This window comes from Variovorax sp. 350MFTsu5.1, assembly GCF_048302515.1.
Taxonomy (GTDB): Bacteria; Pseudomonadota; Gammaproteobacteria; order Burkholderiales; family Burkholderiaceae_C; genus Variovorax; species Variovorax guangxiensis.
Window position 1 is genome coordinate 613,546 of the sequence record NZ_CP157620.1, and the last position, 20,272, is coordinate 633,817.

The 20,272-nt window shown below is 68.9% G+C and carries 16 protein-coding genes; 7 read left to right on the plus strand and 9 right to left on the minus strand.

Translation table 11 applies throughout. The annotated features are described in order from the left end of the window. Window positions 1-35: 35 nt before the first annotated feature. Entirely contained in the window at window positions 36-455 is a 420-nt protein-coding gene (gene fur / locus ABL843_RS02705) for a ferric iron uptake transcriptional regulator (RefSeq protein ID WP_126022248.1), read from the minus strand. A gap of 95 nt (window positions 456-550) precedes the next feature. On the opposite strand from fur, the gene ABL843_RS02710 reads away from it, so the two are divergent. The 4 genes from ABL843_RS02710 to ABL843_RS02725 all read left to right on the plus strand — a co-directional run bounded on the left by ABL843_RS02710 (window position 551) and on the right by ABL843_RS02725 (window position 3,324). Continuing rightward, window positions 551-1,117, plus strand: a complete 567-nt coding sequence (locus ABL843_RS02710; protein ID WP_184640104.1) for an outer membrane protein assembly factor BamE — start codon at window positions 551-553, stop codon at window positions 1,115-1,117. A 224-nt stretch (window positions 1,118-1,341) separates the two neighbouring features. Continuing rightward, window positions 1,342-2,106: a 4-hydroxy-tetrahydrodipicolinate reductase gene (dapB, locus tag ABL843_RS02715; RefSeq protein WP_418120432.1), complete on the plus strand. Its 765-nt coding sequence runs from the start codon at window positions 1,342-1,344 to the stop codon at window positions 2,104-2,106. Between the two features lie 24 nt (window positions 2,107-2,130). After that, window positions 2,131-2,826: a MotA/TolQ/ExbB proton channel family protein gene (locus ABL843_RS02720; protein WP_418118878.1), complete on the plus strand. Its 696-nt coding sequence runs from the start codon at window positions 2,131-2,133 to the stop codon at window positions 2,824-2,826. Window positions 2,827-2,853: 27 nt separating this feature from the next. Then, window positions 2,854-3,324, plus strand: a complete 471-nt coding sequence (locus ABL843_RS02725) for an ExbD/TolR family protein (protein WP_184640097.1) — start codon at window positions 2,854-2,856, stop codon at window positions 3,322-3,324. A 19-nt stretch (window positions 3,325-3,343) separates the two neighbouring features. On the opposite strand, the gene ABL843_RS02730 is transcribed toward ABL843_RS02725, so the two are convergent. The 6 genes from ABL843_RS02730 to ABL843_RS02755 form a co-directional block, all read right to left on the minus strand. After that, window positions 3,344-5,827: a glycogen/starch/alpha-glucan phosphorylase gene (locus tag ABL843_RS02730; protein WP_418118879.1), complete on the minus strand. Its 2,484-nt coding sequence runs from the start codon at window positions 5,825-5,827 to the stop codon at window positions 3,344-3,346. 24 nt (window positions 5,828-5,851) lie between these two features. Next, a complete protein-coding gene (gene glgA, locus ABL843_RS02735; protein WP_418118880.1) occupies window positions 5,852-7,321 on the minus strand; it encodes a glycogen synthase GlgA in 1,470 nt (489 codons plus the stop codon). 11 nt (window positions 7,322-7,332) lie between these two features. After that, window positions 7,333-8,646: a glucose-1-phosphate adenylyltransferase gene (glgC, locus tag ABL843_RS02740; protein ID WP_418118881.1), complete on the minus strand. Its 1,314-nt coding sequence runs from the start codon at window positions 8,644-8,646 to the stop codon at window positions 7,333-7,335. 92 nt (window positions 8,647-8,738) lie between these two features. Continuing rightward, the gene (gene glgX, locus ABL843_RS02745) at window positions 8,739-10,844 is read right to left on the minus strand and encodes a glycogen debranching protein GlgX (RefSeq protein ID WP_418118882.1); all 2,106 of its coding nucleotides are present in this window, start codon (window positions 10,842-10,844) and stop codon (window positions 8,739-8,741) included. A gap of 685 nt (window positions 10,845-11,529) precedes the next feature. Then, complete coding sequence (gene glgB, locus ABL843_RS02750) at window positions 11,530-13,701, minus strand: 1,4-alpha-glucan branching protein GlgB (protein ID WP_418118883.1); 2,172 nt, start codon at window positions 13,699-13,701, stop codon at window positions 11,530-11,532. Window positions 13,702-13,718: 17 nt separating this feature from the next. After that, window positions 13,719-15,395 carry an alpha-amylase family glycosyl hydrolase gene (locus ABL843_RS02755; protein WP_418118884.1) on the minus strand — a complete coding sequence of 559 codons (1,677 nt, stop codon included), beginning with the start codon at window positions 15,393-15,395 and terminating at the stop codon, window positions 13,719-13,721. A 130-nt stretch (window positions 15,396-15,525) separates the two neighbouring features. Here ABL843_RS02755 and ABL843_RS02760 point away from each other — a divergent pair, with 130 nt between their 5' ends. From ABL843_RS02760 to ABL843_RS02770, 3 genes are read left to right on the plus strand one after another with little or no spacing between them, the layout of a single operon-like run. After that, on the plus strand, window positions 15,526-16,995 hold the full coding sequence (locus ABL843_RS02760; RefSeq protein WP_418118885.1) for an NAD(P)-binding domain-containing protein: 1,470 nt from the start codon (window positions 15,526-15,528) through the stop codon (window positions 16,993-16,995). 14 nt (window positions 16,996-17,009) lie between these two features. Next, the gene (locus tag ABL843_RS02765) at window positions 17,010-17,513 is read left to right on the plus strand and encodes a CMD domain-containing protein (RefSeq protein ID WP_418118886.1); all 504 of its coding nucleotides are present in this window, start codon (window positions 17,010-17,012) and stop codon (window positions 17,511-17,513) included. Then, entirely contained in the window at window positions 17,510-18,115 is a 606-nt protein-coding gene (locus ABL843_RS02770) for a peroxidase-related enzyme (protein ID WP_418118887.1), read from the plus strand. The genes ABL843_RS02765 and ABL843_RS02770 overlap by 4 nt, the downstream gene beginning before the upstream one ends. Here ABL843_RS02770 and ABL843_RS02775 read toward each other — a convergent pair. Together ABL843_RS02775 and ABL843_RS02780 are read right to left on the minus strand one after the other, a co-directional pair. Then, the gene (locus ABL843_RS02775; RefSeq protein ID WP_418118888.1) at window positions 18,110-19,195 is read right to left on the minus strand and encodes an NAD/NADP octopine/nopaline dehydrogenase family protein; all 1,086 of its coding nucleotides are present in this window, start codon (window positions 19,193-19,195) and stop codon (window positions 18,110-18,112) included. The genes ABL843_RS02770 and ABL843_RS02775 overlap by 6 nt on opposite strands. Further along, window positions 19,188-20,171 carry a Bug family tripartite tricarboxylate transporter substrate binding protein gene (locus ABL843_RS02780; protein WP_418118889.1) on the minus strand — a complete coding sequence of 328 codons (984 nt, stop codon included), beginning with the start codon at window positions 20,169-20,171 and terminating at the stop codon, window positions 19,188-19,190. Before ABL843_RS02780 ends, ABL843_RS02775 begins: the two co-directional genes overlap by 8 nt. Window positions 20,172-20,272 lie beyond the last annotated feature (101 nt).

A 20,272-nucleotide genomic window follows, 5' to 3' on the forward strand; every position in this document is an offset into this window, starting at 1 on the left:
TTACACGCAGCGAAGCGAAGTGAGAAGCCGGGGGGTCAACGCTTCTTCGCGCAGTCTCCGCACAAGCCGTAGAGCGACATGGCGTGGTCCTGCAGGATCCAGCCCTTGTCCTTGGCAATCATCTGCTGGCGGCGCTCGATCTCGGCGTCGTAGAACTCCTCGACCTTGCCGCAGGAGGTGCAGATCAGGTGGTCGTGGTGGGTGCCTTCGTTCAGCTCGTAGACGGCCTTGCCGCTTTCGAAGTGGCTGCGTTCCAGGATGCCGGCCTGCTCGAACTGGGTGAGCACCCGGTAGACCGTGGCCAGACCGATGTCGGAGTGCTCGTTGAGCAGCACGCGGAACACGTCTTCCGCCGTCATGTGCCGCTGGGCGCCGGTCTGGAAGATCTCCAGGATCTTCAGGCGCGGCAGGGTGGCCTTGAGGCCGGTATTCTTGAGTTCGTCGATGTTGGCCATGTTGGTTCCTGCGCCCCTGGCGGGGCCGCGGCGAAAGGCCCCGAAAAGGCCAGCCGCTACAATGGCCGATCATATCGCTACCCCCTTTTCCTCCCATGCCTGCCATCTTCCAACGCCGGCCCTGGCTGCTGGCTGCCGCCGTCGCGGCAACGCTCGCCCTCGGTGCCTGCAGCGGTTTCACCGAGCGCACGCGTGGTGCGCTGGCCGCCGTAACTCCCTACAAAGTCGAGGTGGTCCAGGGCAATTTCGTGTCGAAGGAACAGGTTGCGGCGCTCAAGCCGGGCATGTCCCGCCAGCAGGTGCGTGAAATCCTCGGAACCTCGCTGCTGAACGACGTCTTCCATTCCAACCGCTGGGACTACGTCTTCACCATCCGCCGCCAGGGCGTCGACCCGCAGGAACGCCACCTCACGGTGTTCTTCAACGGCGAGCTGCTCGACCGCTTCGAGGGCGACGAGATGCCCAGCGAGGAAGAATTCGTCGCCACGCTCGACACCCGCAAGAAATCCGGCAAGGTGCCCACGCTCGAGGCCTCGGAAGACGAGCTCAAGAAATACGCGCCCAAGGACGGCGACAAAAAGGCCGATGCCGACAAGGCCTCGCCGTCGGCCTCCCTGCCGCCGCTGCCGGCCGCCTACCCCCCGCTCGAAGCCGCGCGCTGAGCGCTCGCTGGAGCATCGGCGGCAACGGGGAGGCCGCCGAGCCGAGAGGCCAGGCGGCCGTCCTTTTCGTGTCGATCCATGTTCCCGGCCGTTCCTGACCGCCTCGGGCCGTTTCGAAAACCTCGAAGACTGACTGAATCCGCGTGACTGAATCCATCTCCACTTCCTCCGCCAATTCCGCCTCCGCGCCGCGCCGCGTTGGCATCGCCGGGGCTTCGGGCCGCATGGGCCACATGCTGATCGAGGCCGTGCGCAATGCGCCCGACCTGCGCCTGGCCGGCGCTCTCGACATCGCCGGCAGCCCGGCCCTGGGCTCCGATGCCGGCGCCTTCCTGGGTTTCGCCAGCGGCGTGTCCATCGTGTCCGACCTGCGCGCAGGCCTGAAGGACGCGCAGGTGCTCATCGACTTCACCCGGCCCGAGGGCACGCTCGCGCACCTCGCGGTCTGCCGCGAGCTGGGCGTGCAGGCCGTGATCGGCACCACCGGCTTCAGCGACGCGCAGAAGGCCGAGATCGCCGAGATCGCCAAGGACATCGCGATCATGATGGCGCCCAACATGAGCGTGGGCGTCAACGTCACCTTCAAGCTGCTCGAAATGGCGGCCAAGGCCATGGCGACCGGCTACGACATCGAGATCATCGAGGCGCACCACCGCCACAAGGTCGACGCACCCTCGGGCACCGCGCTCAAGATGGGCGAGGTCATCGCCGACGCGCTGGGCCGCGACCTCAAGGACTGCGCCGTGTACGCCCGCGAAGGCATCACCGGCGAGCGCGACCCGTCCACCATCGGCTTCTCGGCCATCCGCGGCGGCGACATCGTGGGCGACCACACCGTGCTGTTCGCCGGCACCGGCGAGCGCATCGAGATCACCCACAAGTCGTCCAGCCGCGTCACCTACGCCCAGGGCAGCCTGCGCGCGGTGCGCTTCCTGGCCGGACAGCGCGCGGGCCTGTTCGACATGTACGATGTGCTCGGCCTTCGCTGACCAAGCGACGAAGAAGGACCGCCGATGAGCGTGCTCGAACTGCTGGCCCACGGTGACGGTGTCAGCCGTTCGGTGGCCGCGCTGCTGCTTGCGATGTCGATCGCGAGCTGGGTCATCATCCTCTGGAAGGCATGGCTGCTGCGCGGCGGCACGCGCGACGTGCTGCGCAGCATCGCGGCGTTCTGGCAGTCGTCCACGCTGGCCGATGCCGAGCAGAAGCTCAGGGCCTTCGACCGGGCGACGCTCGTGTCTCCCGCCGTCTCGGCCATCCGCAGCGTGGCCGCGGGCGAACCGGCCGGCACGCTGGGCGCCACGGTCGACCGCAACCAGCGCCTCACGCGCGTGCTGCGCGACGCCCTGCATGGCGCCCTGCGGCGGCTGCAGGCGGGGCAGATCCTGCTGGCCACCGTTGGCGCCACCGCGCCCTTCGTCGGGCTGCTGGGCACGGTCTGGGGCATCTACGGCGCGCTGACGGGCATCGCCGGCCAGACCGGCGGCTTCACCATCGACAAGGTGGCCGGCCCGGTCGGCGAGGCGCTCATCATGACGGCCTTCGGCCTGGCGGTGGCCATTCCGGCCGTGCTGGCCTACAACGTCTTCGGCCGCGTCATCGGCCGCATCGAAGCCGAGCTCGAAGGCTTCGCGCACGACCTGCTGGGCAGCTTCGGCGCCCCGCCGGCATCCGCCGCGCCGCCGCCCGCGCGGCCGATGCCGGTCTAGCCACATACCGAGAGGCACAACACCGCCATGGCCTTCGGTCGCACATCACTGGGCAGCGCTGCCGGCGGCGGCGGGCGCGCCATGGGTGGCGGGGCGCAGCGGCCGCTGTCCGACATCAACGTCACGCCGCTGGTCGACGTGATGCTGGTGCTGCTGGTGATCTTCATCATCACAGCGCCGCTGATGGCCAGCTCGATCAAGCTCGACCTGCCGCAGACCGACGCCGGCCAGCCCAACGACGCGCCGAAGTTCGTGAGCCTTTCGGTCGACGCCTCGGGCAAGGTCTTCCTCAACGACAAGGCCGTGACCGACGAGGAACTGGCGCAGCAGCTCGAAAAGGCTGCCGCCGACAGCAAGGACACCGAGGTGCAGCTGCGTGCGGACCAGACCGTGCCCTACGGCAAGGTGGTCGCGCTCATGGGCATCGCGAACAAGGCGGGGCTGAGCCGCATCGGCTTCGTGACCGAGGCCGAGCCGGCGAAGAAGCCCGGCAGCTAGCCCCTGTAGCCGGGCCGGGTCAGCCCAGCACCACTGGCTTGGTGTGCCAGATCTCGTGCGCATACTGCGCGATCGTGCGATCCGACGAGAACACCCCCATCCCCGCCACGTTGAGGATCGCCATCCGCGTCCACGCGTCCGAGTCGCGATACAGCGCGTCGACCTCCGCCTGCTTCGCCACGTAGCTCGCGTAGTCGGCCAGCAGCAGGTAGTGGTCGCCCCAGTTCACCAATGCGTCGTAGATGCCCTGGTAGCGCGAGGGCTCGTCCGGCGAGAAGGCGCCGTCGCGGATCGCGTCTAGCACGCGCTTGAGTTCGGCGTTGCCTTCGTAGATCTCGCGCGGCTGGTAGCCCCGGGCACGGATGTCGGCCACCTCGGGCGTGGTGTTGCCGAAGATGAAGATGTTCTCGGGCCCCACGCTCTCGCGCATCTCGACGTTCGCGCCGTCCAGCGTGCCGATGGTGAGCGCGCCGTTGAGCGCGAACTTCATGTTGCCGGTGCCCGAGGCTTCCGTGCCCGCCGTGGAGATCTGCTCCGACAGGTCGGCCGCCGGCATGATGATCTCCGCCAGGCTCACGCTGTAGTTCGGCAGGAACACCACCTTCAGCAGCTTGCCCACGCGCGCGTCGGCGTTGATGGTGGCCGCCACGTCGTTGATGAGCCGGATCACCAGCTTGGCCATCGCGTACGCCGACGCCGCCTTGCCCGCGAATACCACCACGCGCGGCACCATGTCCAGCGGCGTGCCAGCGGCCTGTGCGTCGAGGATGCGGTGGTAGCGCGTCACCACGTGCAGCACGTTGAGCAGTTGCCGCTTGTATTCGTGGATGCGCTTGACCTGCACGTCGAACATCGCGTCGGTGTCGATGTCGATCTTCAGGTGCTGCTCCACCCAGTTGGCCAGCCGCAGCTTGTTCTCGCGCTTGGCATGGCGGAAGGCGCGCACGAAGGCCGGCTGCGCGGCCATGGGCCTGAGCGCCTCCAGCTGCGAGAGGTCGCGCCGCCAGCCCTTGCCGATGCGCTGGTCGAGCAGCGCCGCCAGCGGCGGGTTGGCCTGCGCCAGCCAGCGCCGGGGCGTGACGCCGTTGGTCTTGTTGTTGAAGCGCTCGGGAAAGATCTTCGCGAAGTCCGAGAAGATCGACTGCTTCATCAGCTCCGAGTGCAGCCCCGACACGCCGTTGACCGAGTGGCTCGCGAGCACCGCCACGTAGGCCATGCGCACGCGGCGCTCCCCGGTCTCGTCGACCAGCGAGAGGCGGCGCATCAGTTCCACGTCGTTGCCTACCTTCTGCGTCACCGTGGCGAGGAACTTCGCGTTGATGTCGTAGATGATCTGCAGGTGCCGCGGCAGGATGCGCCCGAGCATTTCCACCGGCCAGGTCTCCAGCGCCTCGTGCATCAGCGTGTGGTTGGTGTAGCTGAACACCTTCTGCGTGTGCGCCCAGGCCACGTCCCACGAGAGCCCGTGCTCGTCGAGCAGCAGGCGCATGAGCTCGGGCACCGCCAGCACCGGGTGCGTGTCGTTCAGGTGGATGCTGACCTTCTCGGAGAGCTGGTCGAATGTCTTGTGGTTGCGCAGGTAGCGGCGCAACAGGTCCTGCACGCTGGCGCTGCAGAAGAAGTATTCCTGGTGCAGGCGCAGCTCTCGGCCCGAAGGCGTGGAGTCGTCGGGGTAGAGCACGCGCGAGACGTTCTCCGAGTGGTTCTTGCTCTCCACCGCCTGCATGTAGTTGCCGCGGTTGAAGGCCGAGAGGTCGATCTCCTCGGTGGCGCGCGCCGACCACAGCCGCAGCGTGTTGGTGGCCTGCGTGCCGTAGCCCGGGATGATGGTGTCGTAGGCCACGGCGAGCACGTCGTGCGTGTCGACCCAGTCGGCCGCGCCGCTGGGCGCGCCGGCTCCCTCGCGCTTCTGCACATGGCCGCCGAAGCGCACGCGGTAGTTCACCTCGGGCCGCTGGAACTCCCATGGGTTGCCGCGCGTGAGCCAGTAGTCGGGCGTCTCCACCTGCTGGCCGTCGACGATGCGCTGGCGGAACATGCCGTACTCGTAGCGGATGCCGTAGCCCATGCCCGGTACGCCTAGCGTGGCCATCGAGTCGAGAAAGCAGGCCGCCAGCCGGCCCAGGCCGCCGTTGCCCAGCGCCGCGTCGGGCTCGCGCTCGGACAGCGCTGCCATGTCCACGCCGAAGTCGGCCAGCGCCTCGCGCACCGTGTCGTACAGGTCCACCGCCAGCAGCGCGTTGGTGAAGGTGCGCCCGATCAGGAACTCCATCGACAGGTAATAAACGCGCTTCAGGTCCTGCGCGTAGTTGGCACGCGTGGTCATCATCCAGCGCTCGACCAGCTGGTCGCGCACCGCCTGCGAGGTGGCGTTGAGCCAGTCGTCCTGGCTGGCGGCGACAGGGTCCTTGCCGACCGCGTAGATCAGCTTGTTGGCCACGGCTCGCTTGAAGGCCGCGACGTCGCGGTCGGGGTGGTCGTAAGCGAAGTCCTTGATCGTCATGGGGCACTCCCGGAAGAGGGTTGTCTATTTCAGGCTTTGCCGGTACACGTCGATGTACTGCGCGGCCGCGGTAGCCCAGTCGGCCGGCCGGCGCATGGCGTTGCCGCGCACGCGGCGCCAGTCGGGCGCGCGCTCGTAGAGCGCGAAGGCGCGGCGCAGCGCGCGTTCGTAGTCGGCGGCCTCGAAGCGGTCGAACACGAAGCCGGTGGCCTCGCCGCTGGCCAGGTCTTCCAGCGAGCTGTCGACCACCGTGTCGGCCAGCCCGCCGACGTGGCGCACCAGCGGCAGGCTGCCGTACTTGAGGCCGTACATCTGGGTGAGGCCGCAGGGCTCGAAGAGCGAGGGCACCAGCGTCACGTCGCCGGCGCCGAAGAGCTGGTGGGCCAGCGTCTCGTTGTAGCCGATGGTCACGGCCACCGACTGCGGCGCGGCCGCCGCACGCTGGCGGAAGGCTTCCTCCAGCCAGGCTTCGCCGCTGCCCAGCAGCGCGAGCTGGCCGCCCTGGGCGAGCAGCGCGTCGAGCCCGCCGAGCACCAGGTGCAGGCCCTTCTGCTCGGTGAGGCGGCTCACGACGATGAAGAGCGGCGCATCCGGCCGTTCGGCCAGCCCCAGCTGGTGCTGCAGCACCGACTTGCAGCGCGCCTTGCCCGCCATGTGGCGGCCTTCGGGCGTGTGATAGCCCTGCACCAGCGCACTGTCGCCGGCCGGGTTCCAGACCTGGTCGTCGACCGCGTTGAGGATGCCGCTCAGCACCGCGCTGCGCTGGCGCAAGAGGCCGTCGAGCCCGCAGCCCTGCTCGGGCGTCTGGATCTCCAGCGCGTAAGTGGGGCTGACGGTGGTGAGCCGGTCGGCGAAGCACAGGCCGCCCTTCATGAACGAGACCTGCCCGTGGTACTCGAGGCCGTTCATCTGGAACGCGGCACCCGGCAGGCCCAGCTCCATGAAGTGCCAGGGCGCGAAGATGCCCTGGTAGGCCAGGTTGTGCACGGTGAAGACGCTGCCCACGTGCGGGGCGCCGGACTGCCGCGCGAAGTGCAGGTAGGCAGGCGCGAGCGCGGCATGCCAGTCGTGCGCGTGCACCACCTCGGGCTGCCATGCCGGGTCCAGCCCCTGCACCAGCCGCGCCGCGGCCCAGCCAAGCAAGGCGAAGCGGCGGTGGTTGTCGCCGTAGGGCTGGCGCGAGCTGTCTTCGTAGGGATTGCCGGGCCGGTCGTACAGCGCCGGCGCGTCGATCACGTAGGCCGGGATGCCCGGCGCACCCTCGATGTCGATGTGTCCCAGCCGCAACCCGAAGCGCTCGCCCCATGGTGCGTCGAAGCCGGCCACGGGCGCGAGGTCGCGCACGCCGGCCACGATGGCCGGAAAACCCGGCAGCAGCACGCGCGCGTCCTGCCCGGCCGCCATGAGCGCCAGGGGAAGTGCGCCGGCGATGTCCGCCAGTCCGCCGGTCTTGAGGAGGGGAAAGAGTTCTGCGCTGACCTGGAGGATTCGCATCGTGGGGTGGATCAGGCCGGGGTCAGCCGTTTCAGCATCTCGCGGGTGACGAGCACGACGCCGTTCTCGGTGCGCTCGAAGCGCGCGGCGTCCGCCTCGGCATCTTCGCCGATCACCATGTCCTCGGGGATGACGCAGGCGCGGTCGATCACCACGCGGTTCAGCCGCGCGCCGCGGCCGACTTCCACGTCGGGCAGCAGCACGGCCTCGTTGATCTCGCAGAAGGAATGCACGCGCACACCCGAGAACAGCACCGAGCTGCTGACCTTGGAGCCCGAGACGATGCAGCCGCCCGAGACGATGGTGTTGACCGTCATGCCGTGGTGGCCGTTGCGGTCGAGCACGAACTTGGCCGGAGGCAGTTGCCGCTGGTAGGTCCAGATGGGCCAGTCCGTGTCATAGATGTCGAGTTCCGGGGTGATGGAGGCCAGGTCGAGGTTGGCTGCCCAGAATGCATCAATCGTGCCCACGTCGCGCCAGTAGGTCTTGGCTTCCGGCCCGCGCGAGGCCCGCGTGACGCACGACATGCTGAACGGGTGCGCCAGCGCACGGCCCTGGGCCACGGCGCGGGGAATGATGTCCTTGCCGAAGTCGTGGCTCGAATCCGGGTTGGCGTTGTCTTCCTCGAGCAGCTGGTAGAGGTACTCGGAGTCGAACACGTAGATGCCCATGCTCGCCAGCGCCGTGTCGGGCTTGCCGGGCATGGCGGGCGGGTCGGCGGGCTTCTCGAGGAAGTCGGTGATCTGGCGGCCGTCGTCCACTGCCATCACGCCGAAGGCCGTGGCCTCCATGCGCGGCACCTCGATGCAGCCGACCGTGCAGCCCAGGCCGTGCTCGGCATGGTCCTTCACCATCAGCGAGTAGTCCATCTTGTAGATGTGGTCGCCGGCCAGCACCACCACGTAGTCGTGCTTGGTCGAACGGGTCTGGATGATGTCCAGGTTCTGGAACACCGCGTCGGCCGTGCCGCGGTACCAGTGCTCGTCGCCCATGCGCTGCTGGGCGGGCAGCACGTCGACCATCTCGTTGAGTTCCGCGCGCAGGAAGCTCCAGCCGCGCTGCAGGTGGCGCATGAGCGAGTGCGACTTGTACTGCGTGACCACCGCCATGCGCCGGATGCCGGAGTTCAGGCAGTTCGACAGCGCGAAATCGATGATGCGGAACTTGCCGCCGAAGTACACGGCCGGCTTGGCGCGCCGGTCGGTCAGCTGCTTGAGGCGGGAGCCCCGTCCGCCGGCCAGCACCAGGGCGATGGTGCGGCGTACCAGTTGATGGGCCTGCAGCTCGTGCTGCGGCAGCTGCGCTTGCGGTGTGGGGTTGTCCATCCTGAGTCTCCGTCTTGTTGGTCGTTCGCCTGGCTGGAATACGCCGTCAGAGTTTCTGCATCGAGACTAGCACCGCGCCGGGCGGCTGGCTTCTACGTTCTTGCAATCCCGATGCTCGAAAACGGCACTTGTGCCGTGCCTTCCAACGCCCGGGGGGCGTCGTCCGTGTCGGCCTCCGGATCGGTGCTCAGGCAGAGGAGCCACGCGCCCGGCGGCAGCGTGAACGACACGGCCTGCGCTCCCGCGTTCACCATCACCAGCCATGAACTGCTCCCCTCGCCTTCCTTTGCCGTTGTCCCATGCCCGAAGTGGATTGCAAGGGCCGTGCCCGTGTCGTTCCAGTCGGCGGGCGTCATCGGCTCGCCGTCGGGGCGCAGCCAGCGGATGCCGGGGGACGACGAGTCGTCGGGCGCCGGTTCGGCCGGCCACCAGCGCGTGCTGCGCAGGGCAGGGGCCTCGCGGCGCAGCGCGGCGAGGCGCGCGATGAAGGCGCCCAGGCGCGCCGCGTCGCTGCCGGGGGCGGAGGTGCCGATCCATGCAAGCCAGGTGGTGTCGTTGTCCTGGCAGTAGGCGTTGTTGTTGCCCTGCTGGCTGTGGCCGAGCTCGTCGCCGGCCAGCAGCATCGGCGTGCCCTGGGACAGCATCAGCGTGGCGAGCAGCGCGCGCTGCAGCCGGGTGCGCAGGGCCAGCACGGCAGGGTCGTCGCTCGGCCCTTCCGCGCCGCAGTTGTTGCTGAGGTTGTGGCCGTGGCCATCGCGGTTGTTCTCGCCGTTGGCGAGGTTGTGGCGCTCGTCGTAGCTCACCAGGTCGCGCAGCGTGAAGCCGTCGTGCGCGGTGATGAAGTTGACGCTCGCCGTCGGCGCCCGGCCCCGGTGTGCGAACTCGGTGCTGGAGGCCGCGAAGCGATGGGCGAAATCGCCGAGGCCGGCCTTGTCGTCGTGGCCCTGCCTCAGCCAGAAGCCGCGCTGCGTGTCGCGATAGCGGTCGTTCCATTCGAGCCAGCCGGGCGGGAACTCGCCGAGACGGTAGCCGCCGGGGCCGATGTCCCAGGGCTCGGCGATGAGCAGCGTGCGCGAGAGCACCGGGTCCTGCGCGATCGCGGCGAAGAAGGGCGCGCGTGGGTCGAAGCCGCGCTGCGCGTCGGCGCGCCCGAGCACCGGCGCGAGATCGAAGCGGAACCCGTCGACGCCCATCTCGCAGGCCCAGAAGCGCAGGCTGTCCATCACCAGCTGCAACACGCGCGGCTCGCCGAGGTTCAGGCAGTTGCCGGTGCCGGCCCAGTTCTCGTAGAGCGAGCGGTCGTCGGTGCGCAGGTGGTAGTAGAGCGCGTTGTCGATGCCGCGCATCGACAGCGTCGGGCCGAGTTCGTCGCTCTCGGCGCTGTGGTTGTAGACCACGTCGATCACCAGCTCCATGCCGCGCGCGTGGATCGCGTCGGCCATCGCGCGGAACTCGCTGGCGGGCGTGGTGCCGGGGCGGCCGCTCCAGTAGCGGGCCTCCGGAGCGAACCAGCCGATGGTGTTGTAGCCCCAGTAGTTGCTCAGGCCCATGCGCAACAGGCGGGGCTCGTCGGCGCGGTGCTGCACGGGCATGAGGCTCAGGGTGGTGACGCCCAGGTGCTGGAGGTGGTCGAGCACGGCGGGCTCGGCGAGGCCGGCGTAGGTGCCGCGCAGCGGTGCGGGGACCGCGGGGTTGAGCTTGGTCTGGCCCTTGACGTGGAGTTCGTAGAGGACGCGGTCGCCTGGTGCGATGCGGGCGTGGCCTGCTGTTGCTGCCGGGGCTAGAGGGGTTGCTACCCGGGCCTTGAGGGCGACTGCTGCGTTGTCTCGAGGGTCTCTTTTTTCCGGGTTCGCGGGGTCGTGGCCTAGGAAGAGGTCGCTGCCGTCGTAGGTGCCTGTGATTTCGCGGGCGTAGGGGTCGAGGAGGAGCTTCGATGGGTTGAAGCGGTGGCCTGTTTTCGGATTCCAGGGGCCGTGGACTCGGTAGGCGTAGACGAGGCCCGGCTTGCCGCTGGGGAGGTGGCCGTGCCAGATGCCGTCTGTTTGTTCTTTCAGGCTCAGGCGTTGTTGTTCGTTGTTGCCTGTGGTGTCGAAGATGCACAGGTCTACGGCTTCTGCCGTCGGAGCTGCGAGAGCGAAGTTGACGCCTTGTTGCGACGCGGTTGCGCCTAAGGGGTAGGGCTTGCCTGGGCTCAGCATGCTGTTGGCTCCTCAGGGCGGTTGCTTCCCGAAGCCGGGACTCGCCCCGGCGGGCGACCTACTTTCTTTTGCTTCGCCAAAAGAAAGTAGGCAAAGAAAAGGCGACCCCGCTGTCTGCGACCCCTTCGCTGCGCTACGGGGCAACCTGCGGTGCTCGCGTTTCGCGGGGTCTCGCAGAACTCGCTTCGCTCAAACAGCTGCGAGCCCTGATCCGCGAAACGCTGCGCTCCTCGGCGCAGCCAGAGGGGAGGGGAGACGCACGGGCCTTTGCTTCGCTCGGCCACCAAGGCACAGCAAGCGCTTCGCGCTTGCTGTGCTTGGAACGGATCGTCAAGTTTGGTGAAGCCGCAGGGGTTCGATGCGTGGCCGAGCGAAGCGAAGGCCAGTCCGTGCTGTTCAAGGGCCGAGCGCAGCGATGGCCTGTTTGGTCCCCAACTCCCTTCTGGCTGCGCCGAGGAGCGCAGACGTAGGAGGGATAAGGGCCGCAGCTGTTTGAGCGTAACGAAGTGGAGCGAGTTCTGCGGACCCCCTCCTACGTCGAGCACCGCAGGTTGCCCGTAGCGAAGCGGAGGGACGCGGACAGTAGGGTCGCCTTTTCTTTGCTTACTTTCTTTTGGCGAAGCAAAAGAAAGTGAGTCGGCCGCCGGGCCGAGACCCGGCCCCGGAAAGCAACCCACCCAAGTCATCAAACCAGCACCCACATCAAGGTACCCAACGGAGGCACATCGATCGAAATCGAATCCGCCTTCCCATGCCAGGCAACAGGAGAGCTGTCAACCACCCCGTTCCCCACACCACTCCCCCCATAAACAACCCCATCGGTATTGATGACCTCCCGATAGGAACCGGCAGAAGGAACCCCCAAGCGATACCCCATCCGAGGCACAGGCGTGAAGTTGCAGACCACGACAACAAAGGCCCCATCGCGAGCCCGCCGCACAAACGCAAACACCGACTGATCCGAGTCGTCATGCACAACCCACTCGAACCCCCGAGCCTCATGGTCGAGCTCATGCAGCGCCGGAAAGTGCCGATAAACATTGTTCAGATCCCGCACCAGCCTCCGCACCCCCTGGTGCGACGCATGCTCCAGCAGATGCCAGTCCAGGCTGCGATCCGCATTCCACTCCGCGTACTGCGCAAACTCCCCACCCATGAAGAGCAGCTTCTTCCCCGGATAAGCCCAGAGGTACCCATACAGGTTGCGCAAGCCCGCGAACTTCTGCCATTCGTCGCCGGGCATGCGCCCGATCATCGACCCCTTGCCGTGCACAACTTCGTCGTGCGACAGCGGCAGCACGAAGTTCTCGCTGTGCGCGTACATCAGGCCGAAAGTGATCTGCCGGTGATGGTGCTTGCGGTAGACCGGGTCGGTGCCGGCATACGCCAGCGTGTCGTTCATCCAGCCCATGTTCCACTTGTAGTGGAAGCCCAGGCCGCCGTCCTCGGGCGGGCGGGTCACGCCGGGAAAGCTGGTCGACTCCTCGGCGATGGTCACCGTGCCGGGCCGCTCGACGCCGACCACGCGGTTCATGCGGCGCAGGAATTCGATGGCTTCCAGGTTCTCTCGGCCGCCCAGTGCGTTGGGAATCCACTCGCCCGACTTGCGGCTGTAGTCGCGGTAGAGCATGGAAGCCACGGCGTCGACGCGCAGGCCGTCGACGCCGTAGCGCTCCAGCCAGTACAGCGCGTTGCCGACGAGGTAGTTGCGGACTTCCGTGCGCGCGTAGTTGAAGATCAGCGTCTGCCAGTCGTTGTGGAAGCCTTCGCGCGGGTCGGCGTACTCATAAAGTGCGGTGCCGTCGAAGCGGCCCAGGCCGTGCGAATCGGTCGGGAAGTGCGCGGGCACCCAGTCCAGGATCACGCCCAGCCCGGCCGCATGCGCGGCTTCGACGAAATGGCGGAAGTCGCCCGGCGTGCCGAAGCGGGAGGTTGGCGCATAGAGGCCGATGGGCTGGTAGCCCCACGAGCCGTCGAAGGGGTGCTCGCTCACGGGCAGCAGCTCGATGTGGGTGAAGCCCATGTCGCGCGCGTACGGCACGAGGGTGTCGGCCAGCTCGCGGTAGTCCAGCCACTCGTGGCCGTTCTTGCGGCGCCACGAGCCCAGGTGCACTTCGTAGATGCTGATGGGCGCGTCGCGGCCATTGGCGGCGGCGCGGCCTTCGGGCATCTTCACCGGCGCGGGCAGGGGCTGCACCACGCAGGCGGTGTCGGGGCGCAGCTGCGCGGAGAAGGCGAAGGGGTCGGCCTTGCGCAGCACCTCGCCTTGCGCCGACAGGATCTCGAAATCGTAGCTGTCGCCCACGGACACGTGCGGCGCGAAGATCTCCCACACGCCGCACTCGCGGCGCAGCCGCATCATGTGGCGCCGGCCGTCCCAGTTGTTGAAGCTGCCGACCACCGACACGCGCTTCGCATTCGGCGCCCAGACCGCGAAGGCCACGCCCTTCACGCCGTCCATCTCGCGCAGGTGCGCGCCCAGCCGCTCCCACGGCCGCAGGTGCGTGCCCTCGGCCAGCAGCCACACGTCGGTCTCGCCGAGCACGAACGGAAAGCGGTAGGGGTCTTCGAGCCGCGAGGTGTGCGTATCCCAGTCGACCTGGAACGAATAGCCCATGCGCGCCTCGGCGGCGGGCACGAGTCCGCTGAACAGGTCGGACTCCGGATGGCGCGTGAGTATCGACAGCGGCCAGCCGGTGCGCGAATGCACCACCGCCACATGCTGGGCGCCGGGCAGCAGCGCGCGCACGACCAGGCCCTCGGGCGTCTCGTGCGGGCCGAGCACGGCGAAGGCATCGCCATGCTCCGCGCGCATCAGCGCGTGGATTTCGGACTCTGGCAGCGGCTTCAAGGGCATGGTGATCGGGCTCGGCTTCATCCTTCCCCGGCGGACGCGCCGAAGAAGACGCCGTACGGCGCCAGTTGCAGCATGCGCTTTCCGTCCGAGGTGTGGATGACGGAGGTCGCCGCCAGCGGCTGTCCGACAAGAGGTGTCAGTCCGTCCGGCAGCGGCATCGACACGGGCTCGCCGCAGAAGTTGAAGATCGCCTGCAGCGGCGAAGCGCCGTGGCCGTACCGCTCGAAGTGCAGCAGCCGCGGCTCCTGCGTGTCGAAGAAGCGGATGCCGCCGGTGCGCAGCAGTGGCTGGGTGCGCCGCCAGTGCAGCAGGGTGCGGCTGAAGGCGAGCATCGAATCGGGGTCGGTGGCCTGGCGTTCGATGGCCAGCGGCAGGTGCGGGCCGTATGCCGGCAGCCAGGGGGTGCCGGTGGTGAAGCCGCCGTTGGGCGCCTCGCCGGTCCAGGGCATCGGCGTGCGGCAGCCGTCGCGGCCCTTGAACTCGGGCCAGAAGGCGCGGCCGTACGGGTCCTGCAGCAGCTCGAAAGGCACCTCGGCCTCGGGCAGGCCCAGTTCCTCGCCCTGGTAGATGCTGGCGCTGCCGCGCAGTGAGAGCAGCAGCGCGAGCCAGAGCCGGTCGCGGCGCGTGTCGGGCGCGGCGCCGCCGCTCCAGCGGGTGGCGACGCGCGGCACGTCGTGGTTCGACACTGCCCAGCAGCCCCAGCCGCCGGTGGGCGCCAGCGCGCTGTCGAGCGCCTCGACCTGGTGGCGCAGGTGCGCGGGGCTGTGGTCGGCCGTCAGGAGGCTGAAGCTGTAGGCCAGGTGCAGGCGCTTGCCGAGTTCGGTGTACTGGGCCATGACCGGCGGCGCGTTCTCGTCGCCGACCTCGCCCAGCGCCACTGCGCCGTACTCGTCGAGGAGCCGGCGCAGCCCTTCGAGGAACGCCAGGTTCTCGTGCTGGCTCTTGTCGTACAGGTGCTGCTGCATCGCGTATGGGTTGTCGGCGCGCACCGTGCTGACCTCGCCGATGGAGGCCAGCGAGGCCGGCGGGTTGTCGCGCAGCAGCGCGTCGTGGAACTGGTGGTTGCAGGCGTCGAAGCGGAAGCCGTCCACCCCCCGCCCGCACCAGAAGCGCACCTCGCCCAGCAGCGCCTGCTGCACCTCGGCGCAGTGGAAGTTCAGGTCGGGCTGCTCGGCCAGGAAGCTGTGCAGGTAGTACTGGCGCCGGCGCGAGTCCCACTGCCAGGCCGGGCCGCCGAAGACCGACAGCCAGTTGTTCGGCGGCGTGCCGTCGGGCTTCGGGTCGGCCCACACGTACCAGTCGGCCTTGGGGTTGTCGCGGGAGCTGCGGCTTTCGGCGAACCAGGCGTGCTGGTCGGAGGTGTGCGAGAGCACCTGGTCGATGATGAGCTTCAGGCCCAGCGCGTGCATGCGCGCCAGCATGGCGTCGAAGTCGGCCAGCGTGCCGAAGAGCGGATCGACCGCGCGGTAGTCGGACACGTCGTAGCCGAAGTCCTTCATCGGCGAGCGGAAGAAGGGCGAGACCCAGATGGCGTCGACGCCGAGGCCGGCCACGTGCTCCAGCCGGGACGTGATGCCCGGCAGGTCGCCGATGCCGTCGCCGTTGCTGTCCATGAAGCTGCGCGGGTAGATCTGGTAGATCACCGCGCCGCGCCACCATTCGCTGTCGCTGCCGTCGGTTTTGCTGCTGGCCATGCCGGTCCCTGTGGTCTGAAAATCATTGTGGCATGCGAAATCCGGGCCAGTGATACGGTCATGCGAGCGTCGGAGCACGGCATGGGGGGCGTGAAGCTTTCTACACTGAGCGCCGTTCCCGGTTTTGAAAATGACGATTCCAGATCCCGCTTCCCCTTCTTCCTCCCTGGCCGCGCTCGAGGCCCGGCTCGCCCAGGACCTTTCCTACCTCGGCTGGCCCGCCCGCAACTGGATGCCGCCGCGGCAGGCCGCCAATGGCGAGGCCATGATCGACGTGGCCATCATCGGCGGCGGGCAGGCCGGGCTGGCCGCCTCGGTGGCGCTGGCACAGCTGGGCATCCGCGCCGTGGTGTTCGATCGTTCGCCCGCCGGCAGCGAAGGCCCGTGGGCCACCACCGCCCGCATGGAGACGCTGCGCTCGCCCAAGGAGCTCACCGGTCCCGCGCTGGGCCTGCCCGCGCTCACCTTCCGTGCCTGGTTCGAGGCCCAGTTCGGGCTGGAGGCCTGGGTGGCGATGGACAAGATCCCGCGCCTGCAGTGGATGGACTACCTCGTCTGGTACCGCCGCGTGATGAACGTGGACGTGCGCAATGGCATGACCGTCACGGCGATCCATCCCCTGCCCGACGCGACCGGCGTGCGCCTCGACCTGCGCTCGAGCGAAGGCGAAGTCAGCAGCGTGCTGGCCCGTCGCCTGGTGCTGGCCACCGGGCGCGATGGCCTCGGCGGCCCGGCCGTGCCGGCCTTCGTGGACGCCCTGCCGCGCTCGAAGTGGGCGCATTCCTCCGACGAGATGGACTACGGCAAGCTCAAGGGCCTGCGCGTCGGCGTGATCGGCGCGGGCTCCTCGGCCATGGACAGCGCCGCCACCGCGCTGGAGGCCGGCGCGCGCAGCGTCGAGCTGCTGATCCGCCGCCCCGACCTGCCGCGCGTCAACAAGGGCAAGGGCGCCGGCGTGCCAGGGCTCACGCAGGGGCACTACGACCTGCCGGACGAGCTCAAGTGGCGCATCCGCCACTACATCAACGTGCTGAACGTGCCGCCGCCGCACGGCAGCACGCTGCGGGTGTCGCGCCACGCCAATGCGTTCTTCAACTTCGGCTGCCCGGTGCTCTCGGTCGAGCCGAAGGGCGACGCGATGGTGGTTAGCACGCCCAGGGGCGATTTCGAGTTCGACTTCCTGATCGTCTCGACCGGCTTCAAGGTCGACTGGCCGAACCGCCCCGAGTTCGCCGCCATCGCACCCCACGTGCGAACCTGGAAGGACCGTTTCACGCCCGCCCCGGGCGATGAAGACCAGGAACTGGCCGACTCGCCCGACCTAGGCCCGGCTTTCGAGTTCAAGGAGCGCGCGCCCGGCGAATGCCCGGGGCTCGGCCGCATCCACTGCTTCTGCTACCCGGCGGCGCTGTCGCACGGCACGGTGTCGGGCGACATCCCGGCCATCAGCGACGGCGCCAGGCGGCTGGCCGGCGGCATCGCCAGCCTGTTCTACCGCGAGGACTTCGACCAGCACTGGGCCTACCTGCAGGAGTTCGCGGAGCCGGAACTCTTCGGCGACGAATGGACGCCCGCGCTGCCGCCCAAGGAAAGAAACTGAGAAAAGAACGAACCATGACAAGCACTACCGATGTGATCGATGCCGTCGTCCCCCTGGCGCCGGACCAGCCCACCTGGACGCTGCGCCGCCAGCGCGAAAAGGTGCTCGCCGCGACGCAGGGCAGCTACGACGCGATGTTTTCCCCCGCCGTCGAGGGCATCTCGGTGATCGAGCGGCTGCTGGTGGCGCTGCACGCCTGCCGCGTGTCGAAGGCCGACAGCCTGGCCGCGCACTACCGCGACCGGCTCCTGGCCGAAGGCGCCGACGCGGCCGCGGTCGCGTCGGTCGATGCCGGCAAGCCCGTGGCCGACGCGCGCCTGCAGGCCATGCTGGCCTTCACCGGAAAGCTGATCGAGCGCCCCATCGAAGGCGATGAGGCCGCCGTGCAGTCGCTGGCCGAAAGCGGCCTGTCGACGCCGGCCATCGTGGCGATGAGCCAGCTGATCGCCTTCCTCTCGTACCAGATCCGCGTCGCGGCGGGCCTGAAGGCGCTGGCCGCGCTGGAGGTGTCGGCATGAACGCCCCGATCCGCATCAAGGGCTTCACCAACGAAGTGCTCAAGTGGAAGCCGTGGCTGGACACGGTGAACGTGGATACCGCCACGCCCGAGCAGCTCGCGGCGCTGGACGAGATGAGCCCGCAGGCGCGCACCTCGCCCTATTTCCTGGTGCTGGCGCACCAGCCCGAGATACTGCTGCAGCGCTCCATCGCCTTCAACGCGATCATGTTCGCGCCGGGCGGCATGCCGCGCGCCGAGCGCGAGCTGGGCGCCACGGTGGAATCGCGCGTCAACGGCTGCGTGTACTGCGCCTCGGTGCACGCCCAGCGCTTCGAGCAGCTGGCCAGGCGCAACGACGTGATCTCGCAGGTGTTCGAGGAGCCCGAGGGCGCCGGCACCACGGCGCGCGAGAAGGCCATCGTCGAGTTCTCGATCCGCCTGGGCGCCGAGCCCGACAAGGTCACGGCCGACGACATGCGCAAGCTCAAGGACGTAGGGCTGGGCGAGCTGGAGATCCTCGACCTGATCCACTCGGTGGCCATCTTCGCCTGGGCCAACCGGCTGATGCTCAACCTCGGGGAGCCGGTGTTTCCCGAGGCCGAGGCCTCCGACGCCTCATAGGCGGGCGAGCAGGCCGGCGACGGTTTCGTCGGCCAGGCCCAGCGGCCCGACCAGGTCGTTCTCGCGGCGGTAGTCGATGCCGTTGACCAGCGAGGCCGCATCCACGATGGTGCGGGTCGCGGGCGTCGGCACTCCGGCGATGGCGCCCAGCGCCTCGACGAAGGCCAGGCCGTAGGGCATGTCCTCGCTCACATAGCGCGTGTCCGTCTGCGTGGGGCCGGGCGGGCCGCCGCGCTTGGCGTGCAGTTCGGCGGCGATGTCGGCGAGCTTCTCGGCGGTGGTGCCGAAGGAGCGCGCGAAATGCGCCTCGATGGGGCCGAGCTCGATGCCGAAGGCGGCCGCCACGGCGCGGCGCTCGGCATCGAGCGCCTCGATCGCGCGCGACACGCCGGGCGTCATGCAGTGGTACTGCGGCCAGTTCTCGGCGCGTTCGATGCGCGTCCAGTTGAAGACCGCGAGCGGCCCGTGCGACTGCGGGTTGACGTTGCCCAGGGCACTGGCGAGCGCGCTGCCCTGCGCGGAGAAGCCCTCGCCGAAGAGCTCCGTGCACAGCGCGACAGCTTCGTCGACCCGGTCGGCGGGCAGGGCGGAGACGCCGACCGCCTTGCGCCGCGTCATCACGCGGACCTGCGTGCCGGACTCGCGGCGCGCTGTCAGCACCGTGGTGCCGAAGCTGGCGACGGTGAGCCGCTGCAAACCCGCGCGCACCGCGGCCTCGTGCAGGTAGAGCGAGGACAGCGAGGCCATCGAGCCGACGATCACCGCCTGGCCGTCGCGCAGGAAGGGCAGCAGCGCGTCCATCACGCGCCTGTGGCCGTTGACCGGCAGGGCGATCAGCAGCACGTCGGAGGCGGCGCAGAGCCCGGCTGCGTCGTCTGCGACCTCGACGTTCACCGAGAAAGACTCGATGCCGCCGGCTTCCAGCGGCTGCGTGCGCAGGGCATCCGCGCCCCGGCCGCCCGGCGACCAGATCGTGACGCCATGGCCTGCCCGCCGCAGCCAAGCTGCGCTGGCCAGCGCGATCGCTCCGGCACCGGCGATGCCGACGCGGTACTTCTTGCCTGCAGCGGCCTCAGTCAACCTTGATTCCGCCCTGCTTGATGACCTTGGCCCAGCGCTGGCTGTCCTCCGTGACCACCTTGCCCAGTGCCGCCGGGCCGCCGCAGGTGTTGACTGCGCCCAGTTGGGCGAAGCGCTGCTTCGTCTCCGGCAGGTTGCACACCTCGACCAGCGCCGCGGAAAGCTTCTCGACGCTCGCCGCCGGCATGCGCGCGGGCGCCATCACGCCGACCCAGACCGGCACTTCCATGCCCGGCAGGCCCGTCGCCTCGCCGATGGTCGGGGCAGAGCCCATGCTCGGCAGTGCGGCGCGCGAGAAGGTGCCCAGCACGCGGGCCTTGCCGCTGGCGACCATGGGCTCGATCGAGGCCACGCTGGTCACGATGGTCGCGACCTGCCCGCCGAGCAGGTCGGTGAGGGCCGGCGCGGCGCCGCGGTAGGGCACGTGCAGCAGGTTCACGCCGCTGGCCTGGGCCAGCAGCGCACCGGTAAGGTGCGAGACGGTGCCGTTGCCGGTCGAGGCGTAGGTCACCTGGCCCGGCCTGGCCTTGGCGTCGCGCAGCACGTCTGCCACCGTCTTGTAGGGGCTTTCGGCGCGCACCGAGAGCGTCATGGGCGTGTCGGCCACCAGGGCCACCGGCACCAGCTCGTGGACCGGGTCGTAGGGCAGCCTGGCCTGCAGGTGCGGCGCGATGGTTACCGCGCCGCCCGTGGCCAGCAGCACCGTGGCCCCGTCGGTCGCCTTGGCCACCGCGTCGGCGGCCACGATGCCTCCGGCGCCGGCCTTGTTGTCGATGATGACCGGCTGGCCGAGCTTGTCGGTGAGCTTGGCGCCCAGGTAGCGGGCGATGACGTCCTGCGCGCCGCCGGTGGCGAAGGGCACGACGATGCGCAGGGGTTTGTCGTTCTGCTGGGCCCAGGCGGGGGTGGTGAGAGCGGTGGCAAGGCTGGCGGCGGCCGCGAGGGCCAGGGCGAGGTGTTTGAGGCGCAGTTTCATGGTGTGTTTTTCGTCCGCGTCAGGTAACGGGCAGGCATGCATTCTTCGCGAAACACCGCGGAACCGGCTTCGCCGGGCCGCAGGTGTTGCCCCCCGGAAGG

Bases quoted from the DNA above. Each gene is read 5' to 3' on its own strand.
- fur (WP_126022248.1), bottom strand. From the start codon at position 455: ATGGCCAACATCGACGAACTCAAGAATACCGGCCTCAAGGCCACCCTG.
- ABL843_RS02710 (WP_184640104.1), top strand. From the start codon at position 551: ATGCCTGCCATCTTCCAACGCCGGCCCTGGCTGCTGGCTGCCGCCGTC.
- dapB (WP_418120432.1), top strand. From the start codon at position 1,342: ATGGGCCACATGCTGATCGAGGCCGTGCGCAATGCGCCCGACCTGCGC.
- ABL843_RS02720 (WP_418118878.1), top strand. From the start codon at position 2,131: ATGAGCGTGCTCGAACTGCTGGCCCACGGTGACGGTGTCAGCCGTTCG.
- ABL843_RS02725 (WP_184640097.1), top strand. From the start codon at position 2,854: ATGGCCTTCGGTCGCACATCACTGGGCAGCGCTGCCGGCGGCGGCGGG.
- ABL843_RS02730 (WP_418118879.1), bottom strand. From the start codon at position 5,827: ATGACGATCAAGGACTTCGCTTACGACCACCCCGACCGCGACGTCGCG.
- glgA (WP_418118880.1), bottom strand. From the start codon at position 7,321: ATGCGAATCCTCCAGGTCAGCGCAGAACTCTTTCCCCTCCTCAAGACC.
- glgC (WP_418118881.1), bottom strand. From the start codon at position 8,646: ATGGACAACCCCACACCGCAAGCGCAGCTGCCGCAGCACGAGCTGCAG.
- glgX (WP_418118882.1), bottom strand. From the start codon at position 10,844: ATGCTGAGCCCAGGCAAGCCCTACCCCTTAGGCGCAACCGCGTCGCAA.
- glgB (WP_418118883.1), bottom strand. From the start codon at position 13,701: ATGCCCTTGAAGCCGCTGCCAGAGTCCGAAATCCACGCGCTGATGCGC.
- ABL843_RS02755 (WP_418118884.1), bottom strand. From the start codon at position 15,395: ATGGCCAGCAGCAAAACCGACGGCAGCGACAGCGAATGGTGGCGCGGC.
- ABL843_RS02760 (WP_418118885.1), top strand. From the start codon at position 15,526: ATGACGATTCCAGATCCCGCTTCCCCTTCTTCCTCCCTGGCCGCGCTC.
- ABL843_RS02765 (WP_418118886.1), top strand. From the start codon at position 17,010: ATGACAAGCACTACCGATGTGATCGATGCCGTCGTCCCCCTGGCGCCG.
- ABL843_RS02770 (WP_418118887.1), top strand. From the start codon at position 17,510: ATGAACGCCCCGATCCGCATCAAGGGCTTCACCAACGAAGTGCTCAAG.
- ABL843_RS02780 (WP_418118889.1), bottom strand. From the start codon at position 20,171: ATGAAACTGCGCCTCAAACACCTCGCCCTGGCCCTCGCGGCCGCCGCC.